Origin of the sequence: Pseudomonas sp. BN411, from assembly GCF_029871235.1 — a bacterium.
Taxonomy (GTDB): domain Bacteria; phylum Pseudomonadota; class Gammaproteobacteria; order Pseudomonadales; family Pseudomonadaceae; genus Metapseudomonas.
Window position 1 is genome coordinate 82,896 of record NZ_SSOM01000055.1, and the last position, 21,307, is coordinate 104,202.

At 62.1% G+C, this 21,307-nt stretch carries 19 protein-coding genes; 2 read left to right on the plus strand and 17 right to left on the minus strand.

The genetic code is table 11. The features are described from left to right. Positions 1 to 119: 119 nt before the first annotated feature. The 4 genes from htpG to E8F06_RS08405 form a co-directional block, all read right to left on the minus strand. Positions 120 to 2,018: a molecular chaperone HtpG gene (gene htpG, locus E8F06_RS08390; RefSeq protein WP_280366072.1), complete on the minus strand. Its 1,899-nt coding sequence runs from the start codon at positions 2,016 to 2,018 to the stop codon at positions 120 to 122. A gap of 142 nt (positions 2,019 to 2,160) precedes the next feature. Then, positions 2,161 to 3,408 (minus strand): MFS transporter, encoded by a 1,248-nt coding sequence (locus tag E8F06_RS08395; protein ID WP_280366074.1) that lies wholly within the window; start codon positions 3,406 to 3,408, stop codon positions 2,161 to 2,163. A 40-nt stretch (positions 3,409 to 3,448) separates the two neighbouring features. Then, positions 3,449 to 3,892: a PaaI family thioesterase gene (locus E8F06_RS08400; RefSeq protein WP_280366077.1), complete on the minus strand. Its 444-nt coding sequence runs from the start codon at positions 3,890 to 3,892 to the stop codon at positions 3,449 to 3,451. After that, on the minus strand, positions 3,889 to 4,344 hold the full coding sequence (locus E8F06_RS08405; RefSeq protein ID WP_280366080.1) for a PaaI family thioesterase: 456 nt from the start codon (positions 4,342 to 4,344) through the stop codon (positions 3,889 to 3,891). The genes E8F06_RS08400 and E8F06_RS08405 overlap by 4 nt, the downstream gene beginning before the upstream one ends. 168 nt (positions 4,345 to 4,512) lie before the next feature. Between E8F06_RS08405 and E8F06_RS08410 the strand changes: the two genes are divergently transcribed. Then, the gene (locus tag E8F06_RS08410) at positions 4,513 to 4,734 is read left to right on the plus strand and encodes a hypothetical protein (protein ID WP_280366083.1); all 222 of its coding nucleotides are present in this window, start codon (positions 4,513 to 4,515) and stop codon (positions 4,732 to 4,734) included. Between the two features lie 60 nt (positions 4,735 to 4,794). On the opposite strand, the gene E8F06_RS08415 is transcribed toward E8F06_RS08410, so the two are convergent. From E8F06_RS08415 to sdhC, 12 genes are all read right to left on the minus strand, one after another. Continuing rightward, a complete protein-coding gene (locus tag E8F06_RS08415) occupies positions 4,795 to 5,184 on the minus strand; it encodes an MAPEG family protein (protein ID WP_280366085.1) in 390 nt (129 codons plus the stop codon). Next, positions 5,181 to 5,915: a DUF599 domain-containing protein gene (locus E8F06_RS08420; protein WP_280366087.1), complete on the minus strand. Its 735-nt coding sequence runs from the start codon at positions 5,913 to 5,915 to the stop codon at positions 5,181 to 5,183. Before E8F06_RS08420 ends, E8F06_RS08415 begins: the two co-directional genes overlap by 4 nt. Positions 5,916 to 6,038: 123 nt before the next feature. Beyond that, positions 6,039 to 7,352, minus strand: coding sequence for a branched-chain amino acid transport system II carrier protein (gene brnQ / locus E8F06_RS08425; RefSeq protein ID WP_280366089.1), 1,314 nt, complete (start codon positions 7,350 to 7,352; stop codon positions 6,039 to 6,041). Positions 7,353 to 7,663: 311 nt separating this feature from the next. Beyond that, positions 7,664 to 8,551 carry a succinate--CoA ligase subunit alpha gene (gene sucD, locus E8F06_RS08430; protein WP_077525307.1) on the minus strand — a complete coding sequence of 296 codons (888 nt, stop codon included), beginning with the start codon at positions 8,549 to 8,551 and terminating at the stop codon, positions 7,664 to 7,666. Continuing rightward, entirely contained in the window at positions 8,551 to 9,717 is a 1,167-nt protein-coding gene (sucC, locus tag E8F06_RS08435; protein WP_190828372.1) for an ADP-forming succinate--CoA ligase subunit beta, read from the minus strand. Before sucC ends, sucD begins: the two co-directional genes overlap by 1 nt. 156 nt (positions 9,718 to 9,873) lie before the next feature. After that, positions 9,874 to 11,310 (minus strand): dihydrolipoyl dehydrogenase, encoded by a 1,437-nt coding sequence (gene lpdA / locus E8F06_RS08440; protein ID WP_280366092.1) that lies wholly within the window; start codon positions 11,308 to 11,310, stop codon positions 9,874 to 9,876. 69 nt (positions 11,311 to 11,379) lie between these two features. Further along, entirely contained in the window at positions 11,380 to 12,603 is a 1,224-nt protein-coding gene (gene odhB / locus E8F06_RS08445) for a 2-oxoglutarate dehydrogenase complex dihydrolipoyllysine-residue succinyltransferase (protein ID WP_280366094.1), read from the minus strand. A gap of 44 nt (positions 12,604 to 12,647) precedes the next feature. Beyond that, the gene (locus E8F06_RS08450; RefSeq protein WP_280366097.1) at positions 12,648 to 15,479 is read right to left on the minus strand and encodes a 2-oxoglutarate dehydrogenase E1 component; all 2,832 of its coding nucleotides are present in this window, start codon (positions 15,477 to 15,479) and stop codon (positions 12,648 to 12,650) included. A gap of 245 nt (positions 15,480 to 15,724) precedes the next feature. Next, positions 15,725 to 16,441, minus strand: a complete 717-nt coding sequence (locus E8F06_RS08455) for a succinate dehydrogenase iron-sulfur subunit (RefSeq protein ID WP_280366098.1) — start codon at positions 16,439 to 16,441, stop codon at positions 15,725 to 15,727. A gap of 11 nt (positions 16,442 to 16,452) precedes the next feature. Next, positions 16,453 to 18,225, minus strand: coding sequence for a succinate dehydrogenase flavoprotein subunit (gene sdhA, locus E8F06_RS08460; RefSeq protein WP_280366101.1), 1,773 nt, complete (start codon positions 18,223 to 18,225; stop codon positions 16,453 to 16,455). A gap of 3 nt (positions 18,226 to 18,228) precedes the next feature. Continuing rightward, positions 18,229 to 18,597, minus strand: coding sequence for a succinate dehydrogenase, hydrophobic membrane anchor protein (sdhD, locus tag E8F06_RS08465; protein WP_280366103.1), 369 nt, complete (start codon positions 18,595 to 18,597; stop codon positions 18,229 to 18,231). Further along, positions 18,591 to 18,965 (minus strand): succinate dehydrogenase, cytochrome b556 subunit, encoded by a 375-nt coding sequence (gene sdhC / locus E8F06_RS08470; RefSeq protein WP_151133053.1) that lies wholly within the window; start codon positions 18,963 to 18,965, stop codon positions 18,591 to 18,593. The genes sdhD and sdhC overlap by 7 nt, the downstream gene beginning before the upstream one ends. Positions 18,966 to 19,327: 362 nt before the next feature. On the opposite strand from sdhC, the gene gltA reads away from it, so the two are divergent. Further along, positions 19,328 to 20,614 carry a citrate synthase gene (gltA, locus tag E8F06_RS08475; RefSeq protein ID WP_151133052.1) on the plus strand — a complete coding sequence of 429 codons (1,287 nt, stop codon included), beginning with the start codon at positions 19,328 to 19,330 and terminating at the stop codon, positions 20,612 to 20,614. Between the two features lie 65 nt (positions 20,615 to 20,679). Here the strand turns inward: gltA and E8F06_RS08480 are convergent, their stop codons facing one another. After that, a complete protein-coding gene (locus E8F06_RS08480) occupies positions 20,680 to 21,282 on the minus strand; it encodes an START domain-containing protein (RefSeq protein ID WP_280366105.1) in 603 nt (200 codons plus the stop codon). Positions 21,283 to 21,307 lie beyond the last annotated feature (25 nt).

Sequence of the window (21,307 nt, forward strand, 5' to 3'; positions counted from 1 at the left end):
CCTCTGGTGGGGTGAACTTCCCAACCTGCTTCATGGGAGATCGCAGCCCCAGCCGGCCCAGAATCCCGCACCAAAGAAAAAGGCCCGCAATCGCGGGCCTTTTCCATTGCAGCCGTCTATCAGGCAGAGAGCTCCACCAACAGCTTGTTCAGGCGACGCACGTAGGCGGCCGGGTCCTTCAGGCTGTCGCCGGCAGCCAGGGCCGCCTGATCGAAGAGGATGTGGGACAGCTCGCCGAAGCGGTCTTCGTCCTGCTCGCCGTCCAGTTTCTCGATCAGCGGGTGGGCCGGGTTGATCTCGAAGATCGGCTTGGAATCCGGAACCTTCTGGCCGCTGGCTTCGAGGATCTGGCGCATCTGCAGGCCCAGGTCCTGTTCACCGATGGCGAGGATCGCCGGGGAATCGGTCAGGCGGTGCGACACGCGTACTTCCGAAACTTCCTCGCCCAAGGCGGACTTGAGGCGCTCGATGAGCCCTTCCTTGGTCTTGGCGACTTCTTCCTGGGCCTTCTTGTCCTCTTCCGAGTCCAGCTTGCCGAGGTCGAGGTCACCACGGGCGACATCGACGAAGCCCTTGCCGTCGAAGTCGGACAGGTAGCTCATCAGCCACTCGTCGATGCGGTCGGTGAGCAGCAGCACTTCGATGCCCTTCTTGCGGAAGACTTCCAGGTGCGGGCTGTTCTTGACCTGCGAGTAGCTCTCGCCGGTGAGGTAGTAGATCTTGTCCTGGCCTTCCTGCATGCGGCCGATGTAGTCGGCCAGGGACACGCTCTGCTCACCCGACTCATCGCTGGTGGCGGCGAAGCGCAGCAGGCCGGCGATCTTCTCCTTGTTGGCGAAGTCCTCGGCCGGGCCTTCCTTCAGCACCTGGCCGAAGTTCTTCCAGAAGCCCTTGTACTGCTCGGGCTCGTTCTTCGCCAGTTTCTCCAGCATGTCCAGCACGCGCTTGGTCAGGGCCGACTTCATGGAGTCGATCACCGGGTCCTTTTGCAGGATTTCGCGGGAGACGTTCAGCGACAGGTCATTGGAGTCCACCACGCCCTTGATGAAGCGCAGGTAGAGCGGCAGGAACTGATCCGCCTGGTCCATGATGAACACGCGCTGCACGTACAGCTTCAGGCCACGCGGGGCCTCGCGGTGGTACAGGTCGAACGGGGCCCGGGCGGGTACGTAGAGCAGCGAGTTGTATTCCAGCTTGCCTTCGACCTTGTTGTGGCTCCAGGTCAGCGGGTTCTCGAAGTCGTGGGCGACGTGCTTGTAGAACTCCTGGTATTCCTCGTCCTTCACCTCGGTGCGCGGACGGGTCCAGAGGGCACTGGCGCGGTTGACGATTTCCCATTCCTCCTCGGCAGGCGCCTCTTCACCGTGCTGCTCCTTCGGCAGCTCGATGGGCAGGGCGATGTGGTCGGAGTACTTCTTGATGACGTTGCGCAGGCGCCAGCCATCGGCGAATTCCGCTTCGTCGGCCTTCAGGTGCAGGACGATGCGGCTACCGCGCTCGGCCTTGTCGATAGTAGCGACGTCGAACTCGCCCTCGCCCTTCGATGCCCAGTGCACACCCTCGGCGGCCGGCAGGCCGGCGCGGCGGGTGAAGACGTCGACCTTGTCGGCAACGATGAAGGCGGAATAGAAGCCCACGCCGAACTGGCCGATCAGGTGGGAATCCTTTTTCTGGTCGCCAGACAGGTTCTTCAGGAAGTCGGCGGTGCCGGACTTGGCGATGGTGCCCAGGTGCGCGATCACCTCGTCACGGCTCATGCCGATGCCGTTGTCTTCGATAGTGACGGTGCGAGCGTCCTTGTCGAAGCTGACCCGGATCTTGAGATCGGCGCCGCCTTCCAGCAGCTCGGGCTTGGCCAGCGCCTCGAAGCGCAGTTTGTCAGCGGCGTCGGAGGCGTTGGAAATCAGCTCGCGAAGGAAGATTTCCTTGTTGGAATACAGGGAATGGATCATCAGGTGAAGCAGTTGCTTCACCTCGGTCTGGAAGCCCAGGGTTTCTTTTTGAGTTTCCACACTCATGGTCGTCTGACTCCACTTGGATGGCTTGAGCCGCATGTGCGGCGGCGGATGTCATCCAGATGGGGCCTTCGACAAGGATTTCAAGTGCTTAGCGAAACGCGGGCGTCATTGCTGTGACGGGGAGCTTCGGCCCCCATACGGCTCAGGGCTCGAGCAGCTCGACGTGGGAGACCTCGTCCAGGTCGAAGCTGAAGCTGGCGGCACCCGCTCCGCCCAGGTTGCGACGGATGAGGATGCGGCCTTCGCGGTCCAGGCCGGTGAAGCGGCCTTCGGCGGTGCTGCCACGCACCGTGTACACACGCATGCTGAGCTCCTGGTACTGGCTGGGATTGCTCAGCAAGCGCTGCAACGAGAAGCGCAGGCGACGATCCACCGGGCGGGCGGCGTCCGCTGCGGATGCCGATTCCTGCGCCTCGCTGGGCGCCTGGGGTGCCGCACCGGGTTCGGCCAAGGGCGGGAAGCTGTCGCGGCGCACTCGCCAGCCCTTGGTCTCGCTCTTGGCAAGCTGAATCGACAGGCGCTGGTCCTGGCCATCGACCCGGGCCTCCACTTCAAGGTCCAGCTCGCGCGCCGGCAGGCTGACGGCCGGCAACGGCACCAGCTCGACATTGCGGGTAGCGAATCGCCGCTGCAGGTAGTCGCGTATCACGTAGGCCAGGGTGTCGCGGGAGTCGTAGGTCGGGTCCACCCGGCCGTCGCGATAGCGCAGGCGGTCGGTAAAAACCTCCAGATGCCCGGTGAGCGTGGTGGAGAACTTCGGCGGTAGTACCAGGTGGAAGTCCCCTGCCAGACGGTTCGGCGCCACCGGCTGCAGGTCCAGGTGCAGGGTGTAGCCACGGGGAATGCGCCGCGCCTCCGGCAGCTCCTGCTCCGGCAGCAGCCAGCTGATCTCGACTTCCGGCTTCGGGCCGACGTCCTGGGGCAGGACATCCAGGCGCAGGCCACTCTGGGGCTGGTTGCCGACGCGGATGGTCAGCTCGCGACGGGCGTAGAAGTCCTGCCCTTCACGCAGGCTGAGAATGCCGTCTACCAGCTCGGCCTCCAGCGGTGAAAAGTGCTGCCCGTTGAGTTCGCCGTTCAGTCGGATGTCCAGTTCGGACCTGGCCCGATCCTCCTCGCCCAGCCAGCGCAGGCTGAGAATCGCCTGGAGGCGCTCAGGGTCCTGGGCGGCGAGCATGGTGAGGCCCACCACCAGCGGGATGAAGCCCATGGCGCCCAGGACCACGGCCTTGCGTGCGTTACGCCAGTGGTAGAGCACGTAGGCCAGGGTGACGGGCGGCAACAGGCTGCCGAAGCCCCAGAGCAGGCTGGTGCCGAAGGCCAGCATGACCAGCCAGACGAGTCCGGTGACGATCAGCAACAGGCCGCCAAGAATCAGTAACGCAACCATCGGGCTTTCCTTGTGAACGACCGGACGCGACTGGCGCGCCTCAGGGTTCGTCGACCTTGAAGTGGGCGCGCGCGGTGGCGATGGGTTCGGTCTGGGTGGTCTGCCAGGCGGTGATGGCGACGTTGGCGACGCGGCGGCCTTGTCGCCAGACCTGGCACTGGACGTAGGTGTCACGATAGTGCCCGGCGCGAAGGTAATCTATCGAGAAGTCGATGATTTTGGGCATATGTGGCGTGCCCATGAACATCAGCAGGTGGAGCATGGCCGCGTGCTCCATGAAACCGGCGATCACGCCGCCATGGATGGCCGGCAGGGTCGGATTGCCGATGTTGTCCTTGCTCGCCGGCAGGCGGAACACCATGTCGTCCCCAAGGCGCAGGCATTCCATGCCAATCAGCTTGGCGTAAGGAATCAGGCACACCAGCGAGCCGTAGTCATTCTTTTCATGGGCTTCACGCACCAGGGCGTTGAGGTCGAGGCTCATACCGCACCTCCCTGCTTCAACTGGCCCGGCTTGCCCATGCGCATGAATGCACCGACCACATGGGCGATGGGCTGGGCCGGATCGTCCTGGTAGGCATAGCCGCGGGTGAAAATGACGTTGGGCGTCACCCGGTAGCATTCAGCGAATCCGAAGACGTCCTTGTGGGGCTCGGCCGGATGCATGTAGTCGATGCGCAGGTCCAGAGTCGGGCAGATCTCGAATTCCGGCAGCACGCAGACCGTGGAGATGCCGCAAGTAGTGTCCATCAGAGTGGTGATGGCGCCGCCGTGGATCACACCGGTTTCCGGATTGCCTATGATTTGTGTGCTGTAGGGCAGACGCAGGGTCAGGCCCTCGGGGGTGGCATCGTGCACGCTGAGGCCGAGCACCTGGCAATGGCGCAGCACAGTGAGAAAGCGCTGCGCCCGTTCAATAAGGGAGTTGTCCGTCATGACTGCAACCTTGGCGGAAGATGGGCAAAGAGTCGAATAATACCCTGCTGACGATTAGCCGTTGTCGACAAGTACTGAAACCAGGCTTTTTTTAAAAGACGTTGAACTTAGAATCAGTTCACAAACTCCAACTGCTATCTACGAGGAAAGCCACACATGGAGGCTCAAATGAAAAAAACCCTGTCTCTCGCCCTGCTGCTGGCCGCCAGCCTTGGTCTCGCCGCCTGCGACAAGAAGGAAGAGGCTCAGGCACCGGCTGCACCGGCTGCACCGGCGACCGAATCGCAGCCGAGCACTCCGGCTCCGGCTCCGGAAACCGCCCCGGCTCCGAGCGCACCCGCCGCGCCGGCCGCTCCGGACACCGCCCCGTCCGAGGAGAAGAGCCAGTAAGCTTCCGGCAGCAATAACAACAAGGCCCGCATATCGCGGGCCTTGTTGTTTCCGAAGGGTTCAGAGCGCAGGACTGAGCATCAGCAGCAGGCTGCAGACCAGGCCGACGCCCCAGACCAGACTGCGCAGGCTGGCCTTGTCGTTCCAGTAGAGGAACAGATAGAGCACCCGCGACACGATGAAGGCGATTGCCAGCAGGTCGACGAACCAGCCCTGGCTCTGGGTGACATGGGCCACCAGCACGCCTGCCGCGAACAACGGGAAGATCTCCAGGGTGTTCTGGTGCGCCGCCACCGCCCGCGCGCCGAAGCCAGTCAGTCGCGCCTGCTGTGCACGGGGATTGCGGTTGTCGTACCCCCTGCCCTCCTCGCGCATGGCCTTGGCCACCGGCACCTTGGCCAGGTAGATGAGCAGAGCGGCAAAGAACAGGCACCAGAACGGAATACTCATTCGACTTTCTCCTTGGGCGCTTCCAGCGCCTGGGTCGGGGTGTAGACCATCACATCCAGTACATCCGAGTGGAATTCGCGGCGGTAGAGCACCAGCACGACTCCGGTGGTCACGATGACGAAGAACCAGGGGTTGATGAACCAGGCCAGCATGGCCAGGCCGAAGTAGTAGCTGCGCAGGCCGAAGTTGAACTGGTTGGCCGCCAGCGAAATTACCCTCGCGGTGCGCTCGGCGAAGTCTTTCCTTTCCTGCTCACTGACGTGCTTCTCGCCGATCATCGGGGCAGACCCCACCAGAATGGCGGCGAAGTTGTACTGGCGCATGCACCAGCTGAAGGTGAAGAAGGCGTAGACGAAGACCACCGCCAGCCCCAGCAGCTTGAGTTCGGAAATGCCGCGACTGGCGGGTTGTACGAATGGCAGGTCCGCCAGCACCGACACCGCGCGGTCGGTCGAGCCGAGCACGGTGAGGATGCCGGCCAGGATAATCAGGGTGCTGGACGCGAAGAAGGAGGCATTGCGCTCCAGGTTGCCGATCACGCTGGCATCGGCGATACGGTTGTCGCGCAGCAACAGGCGGCGCATCCAGTCCTCGCGATAGAGGTGCAGAACCGAAGCCAGGCAGGCGGTATCCCTGCCCTTCCAGATGGCGTAGCGGGTGTATCCCACCCAGCACGTGATGAACCAGAGGATGGCCACCAGGTGGGGCCAATTGCGCAGAATGCTGGACATGCGAATTCCTTTTAAGAACGCGGCCGATTATAGCGACCCATTAGCAGGCCCCTGCAGGGTCTGATGACGGCTGTTCGAAACAAAAAGGCCGCCCGGAGGCGGCCTTTTTGCACTAGCCAGCAATCAGGCGGTGACTTCCACCGGCTTGCCCAGCAGGCGGTCGTAGATGCTGGCCGCGGCCAGGGTGGCCACGGACGGCAGCAGCCAGGCGAGTCCTTGCTCGGACAGCGGCAGGTGAGACAGCCACTGCGGCATCCAGCCCGCGAGTTCGGCACCCTTGAGGGCATCGATCAGGCCGAACAGCAGCGACACCAGCATCACCGGGGCCACCACGCGGCCTGGGGAGCGCCACAGACCCACGCAGAAACTCAGGGCCACCAGCACGATGCACGGCGGGTAGATGCCGGTGAGTACCGGCACCGAAACCTGGATCAGCTTGGTCAGGCCGAGGTTGGATACCACCAGGCTGAAGGCGGCAAGGATGATCACCAGGCTGCGGTAGGACAGCGGCAACAGGCGGCTGAAGTACTCGGCGCAAGCACAGGTCAGACCAACAGCGGTCACCAGGCAGGCCAGGGAGATCAGCAGCGCGAGGAAGGTGCTGCCGAGGTTGCCGAAGGTGTGCTGCACATATGCGTGCAGGACCGCGGCACCGTTTGTGGCGGCACCAGCGATGTCGTGGCTGTTGGCACCGAGGCGGAACAGGCTGATGTACACCAGCGCCAGACCGACACCGGCGATCAGGCCTGCGATGATGGCGTATCGGGTGATCAGGCGCGGCGACTCGACGCCACGGGAACGGATCGCGTTCACGATGACGATGCCGAACACCAGGGCGCCCAGGGTATCCATGGTCAGGTAGCCGTTGATGAAGCCCTGGGAGAACGGCGCGGCCTGGTAGGCCGGGGTGGCGTCACCGATTTCGCCCATCGGCAACATGAAGGCGGCGATGCCGAGAATGGCCAGGGCCACGATCTTCATCGGCGCCAGCACGCGGCCGACGGTATCCAGCAGACGGCCGGGATACAGGGAAACCGCCAGTACCACGATGAAGTACACGAGGCTGTAGGCGAACAGGGCCAGCGGGGTATCGCCGGTCAGCGGCGCCAGGCCGACTTCGAACGAGACGGTCGCGGTACGCGGGGTGGCGAACAGCGGGCCGACCGACAGGTAGCAGACAGAGGCCAGGAGCACGCCTGCCGTTCTGCCGATGGGGCTGCTGAGGGTGTCCATGGCGCCGCCGACCTTGGCCAGGGCGATGACGGTTACCACGGGCAGGCCGACGGCGGTGATCAGGAAGCCGAGCGCAGCCATCCAGACATGGGGACCGGACTGCAGACCGACAATGGGCGGGAAAATGATATTGCCAGCTCCGACGAACAACGCGAACGTCATGAAGCCGAGTGCCAGGACGTCCTGGCCTTTCAAGGATTTCATTGGGGAATTACCACATCGCTGAAACAGGGTTTACCGAAGGGGTTTCCCGATTGGGTCGGGGGAAACGTCATCCATCCGTTTGGGATTGATCGCTAGTGCCCGACCTTCGCCCTTGTGGGGCATGGTGAGCGGCATGGTTGCTACCCTACCGATTTTACCGAGGGAAGCGCCTGACGTGGATCAGGTTGTCGGAGTAGCTACCGTTTCTGTCGCTTGGCCGACAGGCGGTTGCACTTTCACGCAAGAGGGTTGCACCTCGAACGACAAAGGCCACCCCGAAGGGTGGCCTTTGTTGGGGGAATCAAGTCGCCTTAGGCGTTCTTGACTTCCCAGCCGGTCAGCTCGGCCAGGGCCTTGCCGATGTCGGCCAGCGAACGCACGGTTTTCACACCAGCGTCCTGCAGGGCAGCGAACTTCTCGTCCGCGGTGCCCTTGCCACCGGAGATGATGGCGCCTGCGTGGCCCATGCGCTTGCCGGGCGGTGCAGTTACACCAGCGATGTAGGACACCACCGGTTTGGTCACGTTGGCCTTGATGAAGGCAGCAGCTTCTTCTTCAGCGGAACCGCCGATCTCGCCGATCATGACGATGGCTTCGGTCTGCGGGTCTTCCTGGAACAGCTTCAGGATGTCGATGAAGTTGGAGCCCGGGATCGGGTCACCACCGATGCCCACGCAGGTGGACTGGCCGAAGCCGGCGTCGGTGGTCTGCTTCACGGCTTCATAGGTCAGGGTGCCGGAACGCGACACGATGCCTACTTTGCCCGGCAGGTGGATGTGACCCGGCATGATGCCGATCTTGCACTCGCCGGGAGTGATCACGCCCGGGCAGTTCGGGCCGATCAGGCGTACGCCCAGCTCGTCGCACTTGACCTTGGCTTCCAGCATGTCGATGGTCGGGATGCCTTCGGTGATGCAGACGATCAGCTTGATGCCGCCGAAGGCCGCTTCCAGGATCGAGTCCTTGCAGAACGGAGCCGGAACGTAGATCACCGAAGCTTCGGCGCCGGTGGCTTCAACGGCTTCCTTGACGGTGTTGAACACCGGCAGGCCCAGGTGGGTGGTGCCGCCCTTGCCGGGGGTCACGCCGCCAACCATCTTGGTGCCGTAGGCGATGGCTTGTTCGGAGTGGAAAGTACCCTGGCTACCGGTGAAACCCTGGCAGATGACTTTGGTGTCTTTGTTGATCAGGACGCTCATTACTTGCCCTCCGCGGCCTTGACGACTTGCTGTGCAGCGTCGGTCAGGCTGGTCGCCGCGATGATGTTCAGACCGCTCTCGGCCAGTACCTTGGCGCCGAGGTCAGCATTGTTGCCTTCCAGACGGACGACCACGGGGATCTTCACGCCAACTTCCTTCACCGCGCCGATGATGCCTTCGGCAATCATGTCGCAACGAACGATGCCGCCGAAGATGTTCACCAGTACGGCAGCGACGTTGCTGTCGGACAGGATGATCTTGAACGCTTCGGTCACGCGCTCCTTGGTCGCACCACCGCCAACGTCGAGGAAGTTGGCCGGCTTGCCGCCGTGGAGGTTGACGATGTCCATGGTACCCATGGCCAGACCGGCACCGTTGACCATGCAGCCAATGTTGCCTTCCAGGGCCACGTAGTTCAGTTCCCACTTCTGCGCATGGGCTTCACGAGCGTCGTCCTGGGACGGGTCGTGCATGGCGCGCAGCTTGGGCTGACGGTACATGGCGTTGCTGTCGATGTTGATCTTGGCGTCCAGGCAGTGCAGGTTGCCGTCAGCCTTGATAACCAGCGGGTTCACTTCCAGCAGAGCCAGGTCGTAGTCCTGGAACAGCTTGGCCAGGTTCACGAAGATGTGGGTGAACTGCTTGATCTGGTCACCTTCCAGGCCCAGCTGGAATGCCAGTTCGCGGCCCTGGTAGGGCTGAGCGCCGACCAGCGGGTCGATGGTGGCCTTGAGGATCTTCTCGGGAGTTTCGTGAGCAACTTTCTCGATGTCCACGCCACCTTCGGTGGAAGCCATGAACACGATGCGGCGGCTGGAACGATCTACCACGGCGCCCAGGTACAGTTCCTTGGCGATGTCGGTGCAGGATTCAACCAGGATTTTGCTGACCGGCTGACCATTGGCGTCAGTCTGGTAAGTCACCAGGCGCTTGCCCAGCCAGTTGGCGGCGAACGCCTTGGCGTCGTCCTTGCTCTTGACCAGCTTCACGCCGCCCGCTTTACCGCGGCCGCCAGCGTGGACCTGGGCTTTAACAACCCATTCGCTGCCACCGATTTTTTCGCAGGCTTCTGCGGCTTCTTCCGGGGTGTCTACGGCAAAGCCCTTGGATACGGGCAGGCCGTATTCAGCGAACAGCTGCTTACCCTGATACTCGTGGAGATTCATGCTTGTCTACCGTCTTCGTTTAGGTATTGCGCATTCGGCGCTGCATTCGTGGTGCCGCGCCACCTGTGACTGCTGTTGAAGGCAGTCCGGCAGACCTTCCGCGGTGAGCCCCAGGGGCTCACAGCACGGGCAGTCCGCCGTGGTTCTTCTTTGCTCTTAGCGCTTCTTGCGGTTGGCGATGTGGATGGCGTGGCCATTCACAGCGAGGGCCGCTTCGTGCAGCGCTTCGGACAGGGTCGGGTGCGAGAAGACCATCATGCCCAGGTCTTCGGCGCTGGTGCCGAATTCCATGCCGATGGCACCTTGCTGGACCAGTTCTGCGGCGCTTGGGCCGATCACGTGGACGCCCAGTACGCGGTCGGTCTTGGCATCGGCGATGACCTTGACGAAACCGGCGGTGTCGTTGGCGGCCATGGCACGGCCGCTAGCGGCGAACGGGAAGGTACCGACGTTGACTTCAACGCCTTCGGCCTTCAGGGTCTGCTCGGTCTTGCCGACCCACGCGATTTCCGGGTGGGTATAGATGACCGACGGAATCAGGTCGTAGTTCATCTGGGCTTTGTGGCCGGCAATGCGCTCGGCGACCATGATGCCCTCTTCCGACGCCTTGTGGGCCAGCATCGCGCCACGTACCACGTCACCGATGGCGTACACGCCCGGAACGCTGGTAGCGCAATGGTCGTCGACGAAGATGAAGCCGCGCTCGTCCAGGGTCACGCCGCTATCGGCAGCCAGCAGATCGGTGGTCACCGGGCGACGGCCCACGGATACGATCAGCTTGTCGAAGGTTTCCTTCTGCTCGCCGTTGGCGTCGGTGAAGCTGACGGTTACCTGCTTCTTCTTCACTTCGGAGCCGGTCACGCGGGCGCCCAGACGAATCTTCAGGCCCTGCTTGGTCAGGACCTTCATGGCTTCCTTGGAAACCTGCTCGTCGGCGGCCGGGAGGAACTTGTCCAGGGCTTCCAGCACGGTCACTTCAGCACCCAGGCGAGCCCAGACGGAGCCCAGCTCGAGGCCGATCACGCCGGCACCGATAACGCCCAGCTTCTTCGGAACGGCCTGGAAGTCCAGGGCGCCGGTGGAGTCGACGATCACGTCCTGGTCAACCGGAGCCGGCGGGATGTCTACCGGCTTGGAGCCGGAAGCGAGGATCACGTTGACGGCTTCGACGATCTGTACCTTGCCGTCGGAACCGGTCACTTCGACCTGCTTGTTGGCCAGCAGCTTGCCGTGGCCTTCCAGCAGGGTGACGCCGTTGGCCTTGAACAGGGTGGCAACGCCGCCGGTCAGGTTCTTCACGATGGTGTTCTTGCGACCAACCATGGTGGGAACGTCGATGGATACGCCCTTGGCTTCGATACCATGGACTTTGAAGGCCTCGTGGGCCTCATGGTACTTGTAGGAGCTGTCCAGCAGCGCCTTCGACGGAATGCAGCCGACGTTCAGGCAGGTGCCGCCCAGAGCGGTCTTGCCTTCCTTGTCCTGGTACTTCTCGATGCAGGCGGTTTTCAGGCCGAGCTGAGCTGCCTTGATGGCGGCAACGTAGCCGCCGGGGCCCGCACCAATCACTACCACGTCGAATTTCTGGGTCATAACTCATTCCTTCTCGTATGAAACCGGACGGCCCCTGTAAGGGGGGCCGCCGTAAAGAGAGACTGCCGATCAGATGTCCAGCAGCAGACGAGCCGGGTCTTCCAGCAGGTTCTTGATGGTCACCAGGAAGCTCACAGCTTCCTTGCCATCGATCAGGCGGTGGTCGTAGGACAGAGCCAGGTACATCATCGGGCGAATAACGACCTGACCGTTGATGGCCATCGGGCGCTGGATGATGTTGTGCATGCCGAGAATGGCGGCCTGCGGCGGGTTGACGATCGGGGTCGACATCATCGAGCCGAAGGTGCCGCCGTTGGTGATGGTGAAGGTGCCACCAGTCATCTCGTCGATGGACAGCTTGCCTTCACGGGCCTTCTTGCCGAAGGTCGCAATGCCGTTCTCGACTTCAGCCAGGCTCATCAGCTCAGCGTTGCGCAGAACCGGAACCACCAGACCACGGTCGCTGGATACGGCAACGCCGATGTCCTGGTAGCCGTGGTAGACGATGTCGTTGCCGTCGATGGAAGCATTGACAGCCGGGAAGCGCTTCAGCGCCTCGACGGAAGCCTTGACGAAGAAGGACATGAAGCCCAGGCGCACGCCGTTGTGGGTCTTCTCGAACAGGTCCTTGTACTTCGAACGCAGCGCCATGACTTCGGTCATGTCGACTTCGTTGAAGGTGGTCAGCATGGCCATGGTGGACTGGGCTTCGACCAGACGCTCGGCAACTTTGGCACGCAGGCGGGTCATCGGTACGCGCTTCTCAACGCGTTCGCCAGCGGCGAAGACCGGAGCCTCGGCAGCCGGGGCAGCGGGCTTGGCGGCCGGAGCAGCCGGAGCGGATTTCTTCGCTTCGACGGCGGCAACCACGTCTTCCTTGGTCACGCGACCGCCCTTACCGGTGCCAGCGATGCTGTTCGGGTCGATGCCGTTCTCTTCGGCCAGCTTGCGGGCAGCCGGAGAGAGGATGGCGTCGTCGGCGCCCGCGGCGGCAGGAGCGGCGGCCTGGGCAGGAGCGGCAGCAGGGGCAGCGGCAGCAGGGGCAGCAGCCGCGGCACCAGCGTTCAGCTTGCCGAGCAGTTCGCCGCTGAGGACGGTGTCACCCTCGTTCTTGACGATTTCAGCCAGGACGCCGTCGGCTTCCGCCAGGACTTCCATGACCACTTTGTCAGTTTCGATGTCGACGATCAGCTCGTCGCGCTTGACCGCATCGCCCGGCTTCTTGTGCCAGGTAGCCACGGTGCCATCGGCAACCGATTCCGGGAAAGTGGGGGCTTTGATCTCGATAGCCATTGTTCAGGGTTCCTATCTAATTCGGTTTCTTCAGCGCGAAGGCGTTAAACAGTAAAGGCATCTTGCAGCAGTTTTTCCTGCTGCTCAGCGTGCATGGAGGCGTAGCCGCAAGCCGGAGCTGCAGAACCTTCACGACCGGCGTACTCGAGGAACAGGCCCTTCTTGTGGGCTGCCGCGACACGACGCATGTGGTGCTGGCTGCAGTACCAGGCGCCCTGGTTCATCGGCTCTTCCTGGCACCAGACGATGTGCTTGAGATTCTTGTACGGAGCCAGAATCTCTGCCAGGTCATCCTCGGGGAACGGATACAGCTGCTCGATACGCACGATGGCGATATCTTCGCGGCCTTCGGCACGGCGCTTCTCCAGCAGGTCGTAGTACACCTTGCCGCTGCACAGGATCAGGCGGTCCACTTTCTTCGGATCGATTGCGTCGATCTCGTCGATGACGGTCTGGAAGGAGCCTTCGGCCAGGTCTTCCAGGGTCGAGATGGCCAGCTTGTGACGCAGCAGGGACTTCGGAGTCAGGGCCACCAGCGGCTTGCGCAGCGGGCGGATCACCTGGCGGCGCAGCATGTGGTAGACCTGGGCCGGAGTGGTCGGCACGCAGACCTGAATGTTGTGCTCGGCGCACAGCTGCAGGTAACGCTCCAGGCGCGCGGAGGAGTGCTCCGGACCCTGGCCTTCGTAGCCGTGGGGCAGCAGCATGGTCAGGCCGCACAGACGACCCCACTTGTGCTCACCGCTGGTAATGAACTGGTCGACCACGACCTGAGCACCGTTGGCGAAGTCACCGAACTGGGCTTCCCAGATCACCAGCGCGTTCGGCGTGGTGGTGGAGTAGCCGTATTCGAATGCCAGCACGGCCTCTTCCGACAGGTAGGAGTCGTACAGGTCGAACTTCGGCTGGTCAGCGAACAGGTGCTGCAGCGGCAGGTGGGTGCTGGCGTCCTTCTGGCTGTGCAGCGCCGCGTGGCGGTGCGAGAAGGTGCCGCGGCCCACGTCCTGGCCGGTGATACGTACCGGGTGGCCTTCGAACAGCAAGGTGGCGTAGGCCATGGTCTCGGCGTAGCCCCAGTTGATCGGCATCGCACCGGCGCCCATCTTCTGGCGGTCTTCGAGGATCTTGGCGACCTGACGCTGAACCACGAAGCCTTCCGGGAATTCCAGCAGCTTGCTGGAGAGTTCCTGCAGGGTCTTCAGATCGAAGCGGGTGTCGTGACGCGCGGTCCAGGCATGGCCCAGATACGGACGCCAATCAACGAAGAGCTCCTTGTTGGGCTCCTTGACCAGACTCTTCACCACGTGCTGGCCGTTGTCCAGAGCGGTACGGTACTCGTCAACCTTGGCCTGGATGGCGGCGGTGTCGAGCACGCGGGACGAGCTCAGGGCGTCGGCATACAGCTCACGAGTGGTGCGCTGCTTGCTGATCTGCTGGTACATCAGCGGCTGGGTGCCGTTCGGCTCGTCGGCCTCGTTGTGACCGCGACGGCGGTAGCAGACCAGGTCGATGACCACGTCACGCTTGAACTGCATGCGGTAATCGACGGCCAGCTGGGTAACGAACAGTACGGCTTCCGGATCGTCGCCGTTCACGTGCAGGATCGGCGCCTGGATCATCTTGGCGACGTCGGTGCAGTACTCGGTGGAGCGCGAGTCTTCCGGACGGCTGGTGGTGAAACCAACCTGGTTGTTGATCACGATGTGGATGGTGCCGCCCGTCTTGTAGCCACGGGTCTGCGACATCTGGAAGGTTTCCATGACCACGCCCTGGCCGGCGAATGCTGCGTCGCCGTGGAGGGAGATAGGCAGAACCTTGTCACCGGTCTTGTCCTGGCGACGATCCTGACGGGCGCGTACGGAACCCTCGACCACCGGGGAAACGATTTCCAGGTGAGACGGGTTGAACGCCAGGGCTAGGTGAACTTCGCCGCCCGGAGTCATGACGTTGGAGGAGAAGCCCTGGTGGTACTTCACGTCACCGGAGGACAGGCCCTCGGTCTTCTTGCCTTCGAACTCGTCGAACAGGTCGCGCGGGTTCTTGCCGAAGGTGTTGACCAGGACGTTCAGACGGCCACGGTGGGCCATGCCGATGACGATTTCCTTCAGGCCGTAGGAGCCGGAGCGCTGGATGATTTCGTCCAGCAGTGGAATCAGGCTCTCGCCGCCTTCAAGGCCGAAACGCTTGGTGCCCGGGTATTTGGTGCCCAGGTACTTTTCCAGGCCCTCGGCAGCGGTCAGGCGCTCCAGCAGGTGGCTCTGGACTTCCGGCGAGAACGCAGGACGGCCGCGCACGCTTTCCAGACGCTGCTGGAACCACTTGCGCTGCTCGGAATCGACGATGTGGGTGAACTCGGCACCGATGGTGCGGCAATACGTCTCGTTGAGGGTCTGCTGAATCTCACGCAGAGTAGCCTCTTCTTTGCCGATGTAGAGCTCACCAGTGCGGAAGGTGGTATCGAGGTCGGCGTCAGTCAGCCCGTAGTGGCGGATCGACAGGTCAGCCGGAGCCGGACGCTGCCACAGACCAAGCGGATCGAGCTTGGAAGCCTGGTGGCCGCGCATGCGGAATGCCTGGATCAGGCGCAGGACTTCAACCTGCTTCTTCTCGTGCTCAGAACTCACTGCACCAGCGGACACCGGCTGGGCGCGGCGCTGATTCTTGGCGAGCAGGACGAAATGATCCCGGATGGTGGAGTGCGAAACGTCGGTGGCAAGATTGCCGTCGGTCGGCAGCTTCTGGAAGTAGGTGCGCCACTCTTCGGGCACAGCGTTGGGATCGTGCAGGTAGAGCTCATAGAGCTCTTCCACATATGCAGCGTTACCACCGGATAGGTGGGCACTGTTCCACATGCGCTGCATTTCGCTTTCTTGCATGCTTTGTCACCCTCGATAAGGGGACACCATCGGCATGGACACCGCTAGGGCTAAGAAGTCCTGGCACAGCGACTTCGGTAAAGCCACCAAGGATCCCGCTGATAGTCCGGGCACCAGCCCGGTTGCCCCTGCTGGTCATCTATATATTTTTCAAATAAGGAACACGGCTTTGTGAGCTGCGTTCCTGGTTTTACTGCGGTACCGACCAGGCCGATACCGCAGGTGTTACGCGTACAGCAATCGAATCAGGTACCGCTTTGCAGCAGCATGCTACGTACGTGACCGATTGCCTTGGTCGGGTTCAGACCCTTCGGGCAAACGTTCACGCAGTTCATGATGCCGCGGCAACGGAACACGCTGAACGGGTCGTCCAGCGCAGCCAGTCGCTCTTCGGTCTTGTTGTCGCGGCTATCGGCCAGGAAGCGATAGGCCTGCAGCAGCGCAGCGGGACCGAGGAACTTGTCCGGGTTCCACCAGAAGGACGGGCAGGAGGTCGAGCAGCAAGCGCAGAGGATGCACTCGTACAGACCGTCGAGCTTCTCGCGCTCTTCCGGGGATTGCAGACGCTCGATGGCCGGAGCCGGAGTATCGTTCTGCAGGAAGGGCTTCACCTTCTCGTACTGCTTGTAGAAGATGCTCATATCGACGACCAGGTCACGGATGACCGGCAGGCCCGGCAGCGGGCGGATCACCAGCTTGCCGCCCTTCAGGCCAGCGGCGGACAGCGGAGTGATGCACGCCAGGCCGTTCTTGCCGTTGATGTTCATGCCGTCGGAACCGCAGACGCCTTCACGGCAGGAGCGACGGTAGGAGAAACCTTCGTCCTGCTCCTTGATCAGGGCCAGCACGTCGAGGACCATCACGTCCTTGCCGTCGGTGTCGATCTGGAAGTCCTGCATGGTCGGAGCGCTGTCGCTCTCCGGGTTGTAGCGATAGACGCTGACAGTAAGAGTCTTGGACATATCGGCCACCCTTAATAAGTACGTATTTTGGGTTCGAACGCCGGAACGGTCTTCGGCGCGAAGTTGACGGCGCGCTTGGTAACGCGCTTCTCACCCGGGAAGTACAGGGTGTGGCACAGCCAGTTCTCGTCGTCGCGGTCTTCGAAGTCTTCGCGGGCGTGAGCACCACGGGACTCTTTGCGCACTTCGGCGGCGATGGCGGTGGCTTCAGCGACTTCCAGCAGGTTCTGCAGCTCCAGCGCTTCGATACGCGCGGTGTTGAAGGCCTGGGACTTGTCGTTGATCTTGACGCTGCCGATACGCTCACGCAGCTCGGCAAGTTGGGCGATACCCTTCTGCATGTATTCGCCGGTACGGAATACACCGAAGTAGTTCTGCATGCAGCTTTGCAGCTCGCGCTTCAGCGGGGCAACTTCTTCGCCGCTGGTGCGCTCGTTGACACCGGACAGTCGCTTGAGGGACAGCTCGAGGTCGGTCTCGCTGGCGCCGCGCGCCTCGATACCTTCCTTGAGCGCCTTCTCCAGGTGCAGACCGGCAGCACGGCCGAATACCACCAGGTCGAGCAGCGAGTTGCCGCCCAGGCGGTTGGCACCGTGAACCGATACGCAAGCCACTTCGCCCACGGCGAACAGGCCTTCGACGATGGTGTCGTTGCCGTTGGCGTCCTGGGTGATGGCCTGGCCATGAATGTTGGTGGCAACGCCGCCCATCATGTAGTGGCAGGTCGGGATAACCGGGATCGGAGCAACGACCGGATCGACGTGCGCGAAGGTCTTGGACAGTTCGCAGATGCCGGGCAGGCGGCTGTGCAGGACTTCCTCGCCGAGGTGGTCGAGCTTCAGCAGTACGTGGTCCTTGTTCGGGCCCACGCCGTTGCCGGCGATCACTTCTTTCACCATGGAACGGGCAACCACGTCGCGGCCGGCCAGGTCCTTGGCGTTCGGAGCGTAACGCTCCATGAAGCGCTCGCCATGGGCGTTGATCAGGTAACCACCTTCACCACGGCAGCCTTCGGTGACCAGTACACCAGCGCCGGCGATGCCGGTCGGGTGGAACTGCCACATTTCGATGTCCTGGACCGGTACACCAGCACGCAGGGCCATGCCCACGCCGTCGCCAGTGTTGATCAGGGCGTTGGTGGTGGAGGCGTAGATACGGCCAGCACCGCCGGTGGCCAGAACCACGGCCTTGGAACGGATGTAGACGGTTTCGCCAGTCTCGATGCAGATGGCGATGATGCCGACCACGGCGCCGTCCTGGTTCTTCACCAGGTCAACGGCATACCACTCGTTGAGGAACGAGGTGCCGCTCTTCAGGTTGGCCTGGTACAGGGTGTGCAGCAGCGCGTGACCGGTACGGTCGGCAGCGGCGCAGGTACGGGCAGCCTGGCCACCCTTGCCGAAGTCCTTGGACTGACCACCGAACGGACGCTGGTAGATGCGGCCCTGCTCGGTACGGGAGAACGGCAGGCCCATGTGTTCCAGTTCGAACACGGCTTCCGGACCTACGGAGCACATGTATTCGATGGCGTCCTGGTCACCGATGTAGTCGGAGCCCTTGACGGTGTCGTACATGTGCCAGCGCCAATCGTCGTTCGGGTCGGCCGAAGCGATGGCACAGGTGATGCCGCCCTGGGCGGATACGGTGTGGGAGCGGGTCGGGAAGACCTTGGTCACCACAGCGGTCTTGTGGCCACCTTGGGCCAGTTGCAGCGCAGCGCGCATGCCGGCGCCGCCGCCACCTACGATGATGGCGTCGAAGGAAAGAGTACGAATGCTAGACATGGATCACACACCCCAGAGAATCTGCACGCCCCAGACGAAGAACGCGAACATTGCCATGCCGCATACCGCCTGGAACAGGAAACGCACGACAGTCGCCGCCTTGCCCAGCGCCATGGGCGTCAGGTAGTCGGTGGAGATAGTCCACATGCCGACCCAGGCATGGACGCTCAGGGCGACCAGGGCCAGCAGGCTGAAGATGCGCATCGCGGTGTGGGAGAACAGACCGTGCCAGTCGGCAAAGGTCAGACCCGGATTGAACAGCAGGTAGCCCAGCAGGAAGAGGAAATAAGCCGCGAGAACGACCGCAGAAACGCGCTGGGCCATCCAGTCATAAAGGCCCGAACGCGAGAAGTTCGTGACGTTGGTTACCATACCCACACCCCCAGCAGCACGATCAGCACCGCAGAAACTACGATGACGATTTTCGAGCCCAGCGCACCGCCCTCGAGCGTTTCGCCGACGCCCGCATCCATTACCAGGTGGCGCACACCGGCGACCAGGTGGTAAAGCAGCGCGGACAGGAGGCCCCAAATCACCAGCTTGGCCAGCGGACTGGTCAGGCACGCTTTTACCTGCTCGAAGCCTTCCTCGGAGCTCAGCGACTTGTCGAGTGCGAACAGCAGCACGGCAATGCCGAAGAAGAGGATGACGCCGGAGATACGATGCAGGATGGACGTGTAAGCAGTGATGGGGAGTTTGATGGTCCTGAGATCTAGGTTTACAGGTCGTTGGCTATTCACGGCTTTTTTTTCACACTGAGGCCCCTAACAAACAGGGCAAGTTGTCGGGAAGTGCACTGATCAGGTACCCCTCACCAAAGGGAGTGCCGACCTCCAGAATATGGGCCCAAGGCCCCTGGCGATCGGGCGCTGAGTATAGACAGTTAGCTGACTAATGACAATGCAAACGCCTGCCCCCAAAAGCGGATTGCGCTGCCCATATAAAAGGCGTAAATAGCCCCTCTTTTTTTGCCTAAAAACCCACGCAAACCCCACTGCCACATGGGTTTCTTCAAATTGACATTCGAATTTATAGCTCTATAGTGTCCCGGGCCCTGCGTGGGGGGCTGTCTGATGATTTCAAGCATAACTAGGAGGCCGCTATGGCTGACAAAAAAGCGCAGTTGATCATCGAGGGCGCAGCCCCCGTAGAGCTGCCCGTTCTGTCCGGAACCATGGGACCCGATGTAGTCGATGTGCGGGGCCTGACCTCCACGGGCTGCTTCACCTTTGATCCTGGCTTTATGTCGACCGCCTCTTGCGAGTCGAAGATCACCTACATCGACGGCGACAAGGGCGTATTGCTGCACCGTGGCTATCCGATCGAGCAGCTGGCAGAGAAGTCCGACTATCTGGAAACCTGCTACCTGCTGTTGAACGGCGAATTGCCGAACGCTGAAGAGAAGGCCAAGTTCGTTGGCACCATCAAGAACCACACCATGGTTCACGAGCAGTTGAAGAGCTTCTTCAACGGCTTCCGCCGCGACGCCCACCCAATGGCGATCATGTGCGGCGTGGTGGGTGCCCTCTCCGCCTTCTACCACGACTCCCTGGACATCAATAACCCGCAGCACCGCGAAGTTTCAGCGATGCGCCTGGTCGCCAAGATGCCGACCATCGCGGCGATGGCCTACAAGTACTCCATGGGCCAGCCCATGATGTACCCGCGTAACGACCTGAATTACGCGGAAAACTTCCTGCACATGATGTTCAACACCCCGGCTGAGATCAAACCGATCAGCCCGGTGCTGGCCAAGGCCATGGACCGCATCTTCATCCTGCATGCAGACCACGAGCAGAACGCTTCTACTTCTACCGTTCGTCTGGCCGGCTCCTCCGGCGCCAACCCCTTCGCCTGTATCGCAGCCGGCATCGCGGCCCTCTGGGGCCCGGCACACGGCGGCGCCAACGAAGCGGTGCTGACCATGCTGGACGAGATCGGCGACGTATCGAACATCGAGAAGTTCGTGGCCAAGGCCAAGGACAAGAACGATCCGTTCAAGCTGATGGGCTTCGGCCACCGCGTCTACAAGAACTTCGACCCGCGCGCCAAGGTCATGAAGCAGACCTGCGACGAGGTTCTGGCCGAGCTGGGTATCAACGACCCGCAGCTCGAGCTGGCCATGAAGCTGGAAGAGATCGCGCGCAACGATCCGTACTTCAAGGAGCGCAACCTCTACCCGAACGTGGACTTCTACTCGGGCATCATCCTGAAGGCCATCGGTATTCCGACCAGCATGTTTACCGTGATCTTCGCCCTGGCACGTACCGTGGGCTGGATCTCGCACTGGAAGGAAATGCTCTCCGGTCCGTACAAGATCGGCCGTCCGCGCCAGCTGTACACCGGTTACGAGAAGCGCGATTTCGTCGCGCTGGAAGGCCGCAAGTAAGGCTTTCCGCCAATGAAAAAGGCTGCCGATTGGCAGCCTTTTTTATTTCAACTTCGTCTAGCCGTTCAGCGCTTTTCCGCCCGCTGGCGCATTGCTTTCAGGGTATTGAAGGGCGCATCGACCACGAAACTGTTCGCCAGCCAGGATGGCACGCTTCCGCCCGGCTCGGTGTGCACCTGATAGGTCACTTCCACCTCCCCCGTTCCTTTGGGCGCCAGCTTCCAGAAGCCTTGCACCTCGGTCACCCGCACGAAGCCATCGGCTTCCGGCAGGTATTTGGGCACACCCTCCAGAACGCGCGTCACACTGCCATCAGCCCCGATCTCGGAGGTGACGTGCAGCACCGAGTCGCGCGGAGTGACCGGCCAGGGCGTATTGAAGCGGGTATAGGTCCAGCTCTGCGCCCCTTCGCTCTTGAGCAACTTCTGCTCCTTGCACTCGTGGATCCAGGTGCAGGAACCAACGACGTCTTCCTGCAAGGCACGCAGTGTGGCCATGTCGGCCTTCATTGTGACGACGCCGCGATAGGCCTTGTACTTGGACCCGGGCACCTCGCTCAAGAACACCTTGATGCCGTCCTCGTCCTTGGCCAGCTTCCAGTCCTCGGCCTGCACGGCGGATGCCGCCAGCAGCCCCAGGGCACAGAGCGCCGCAACCTTGATTCTCATGATCTCTCCTTGCTCAGGCGGTACC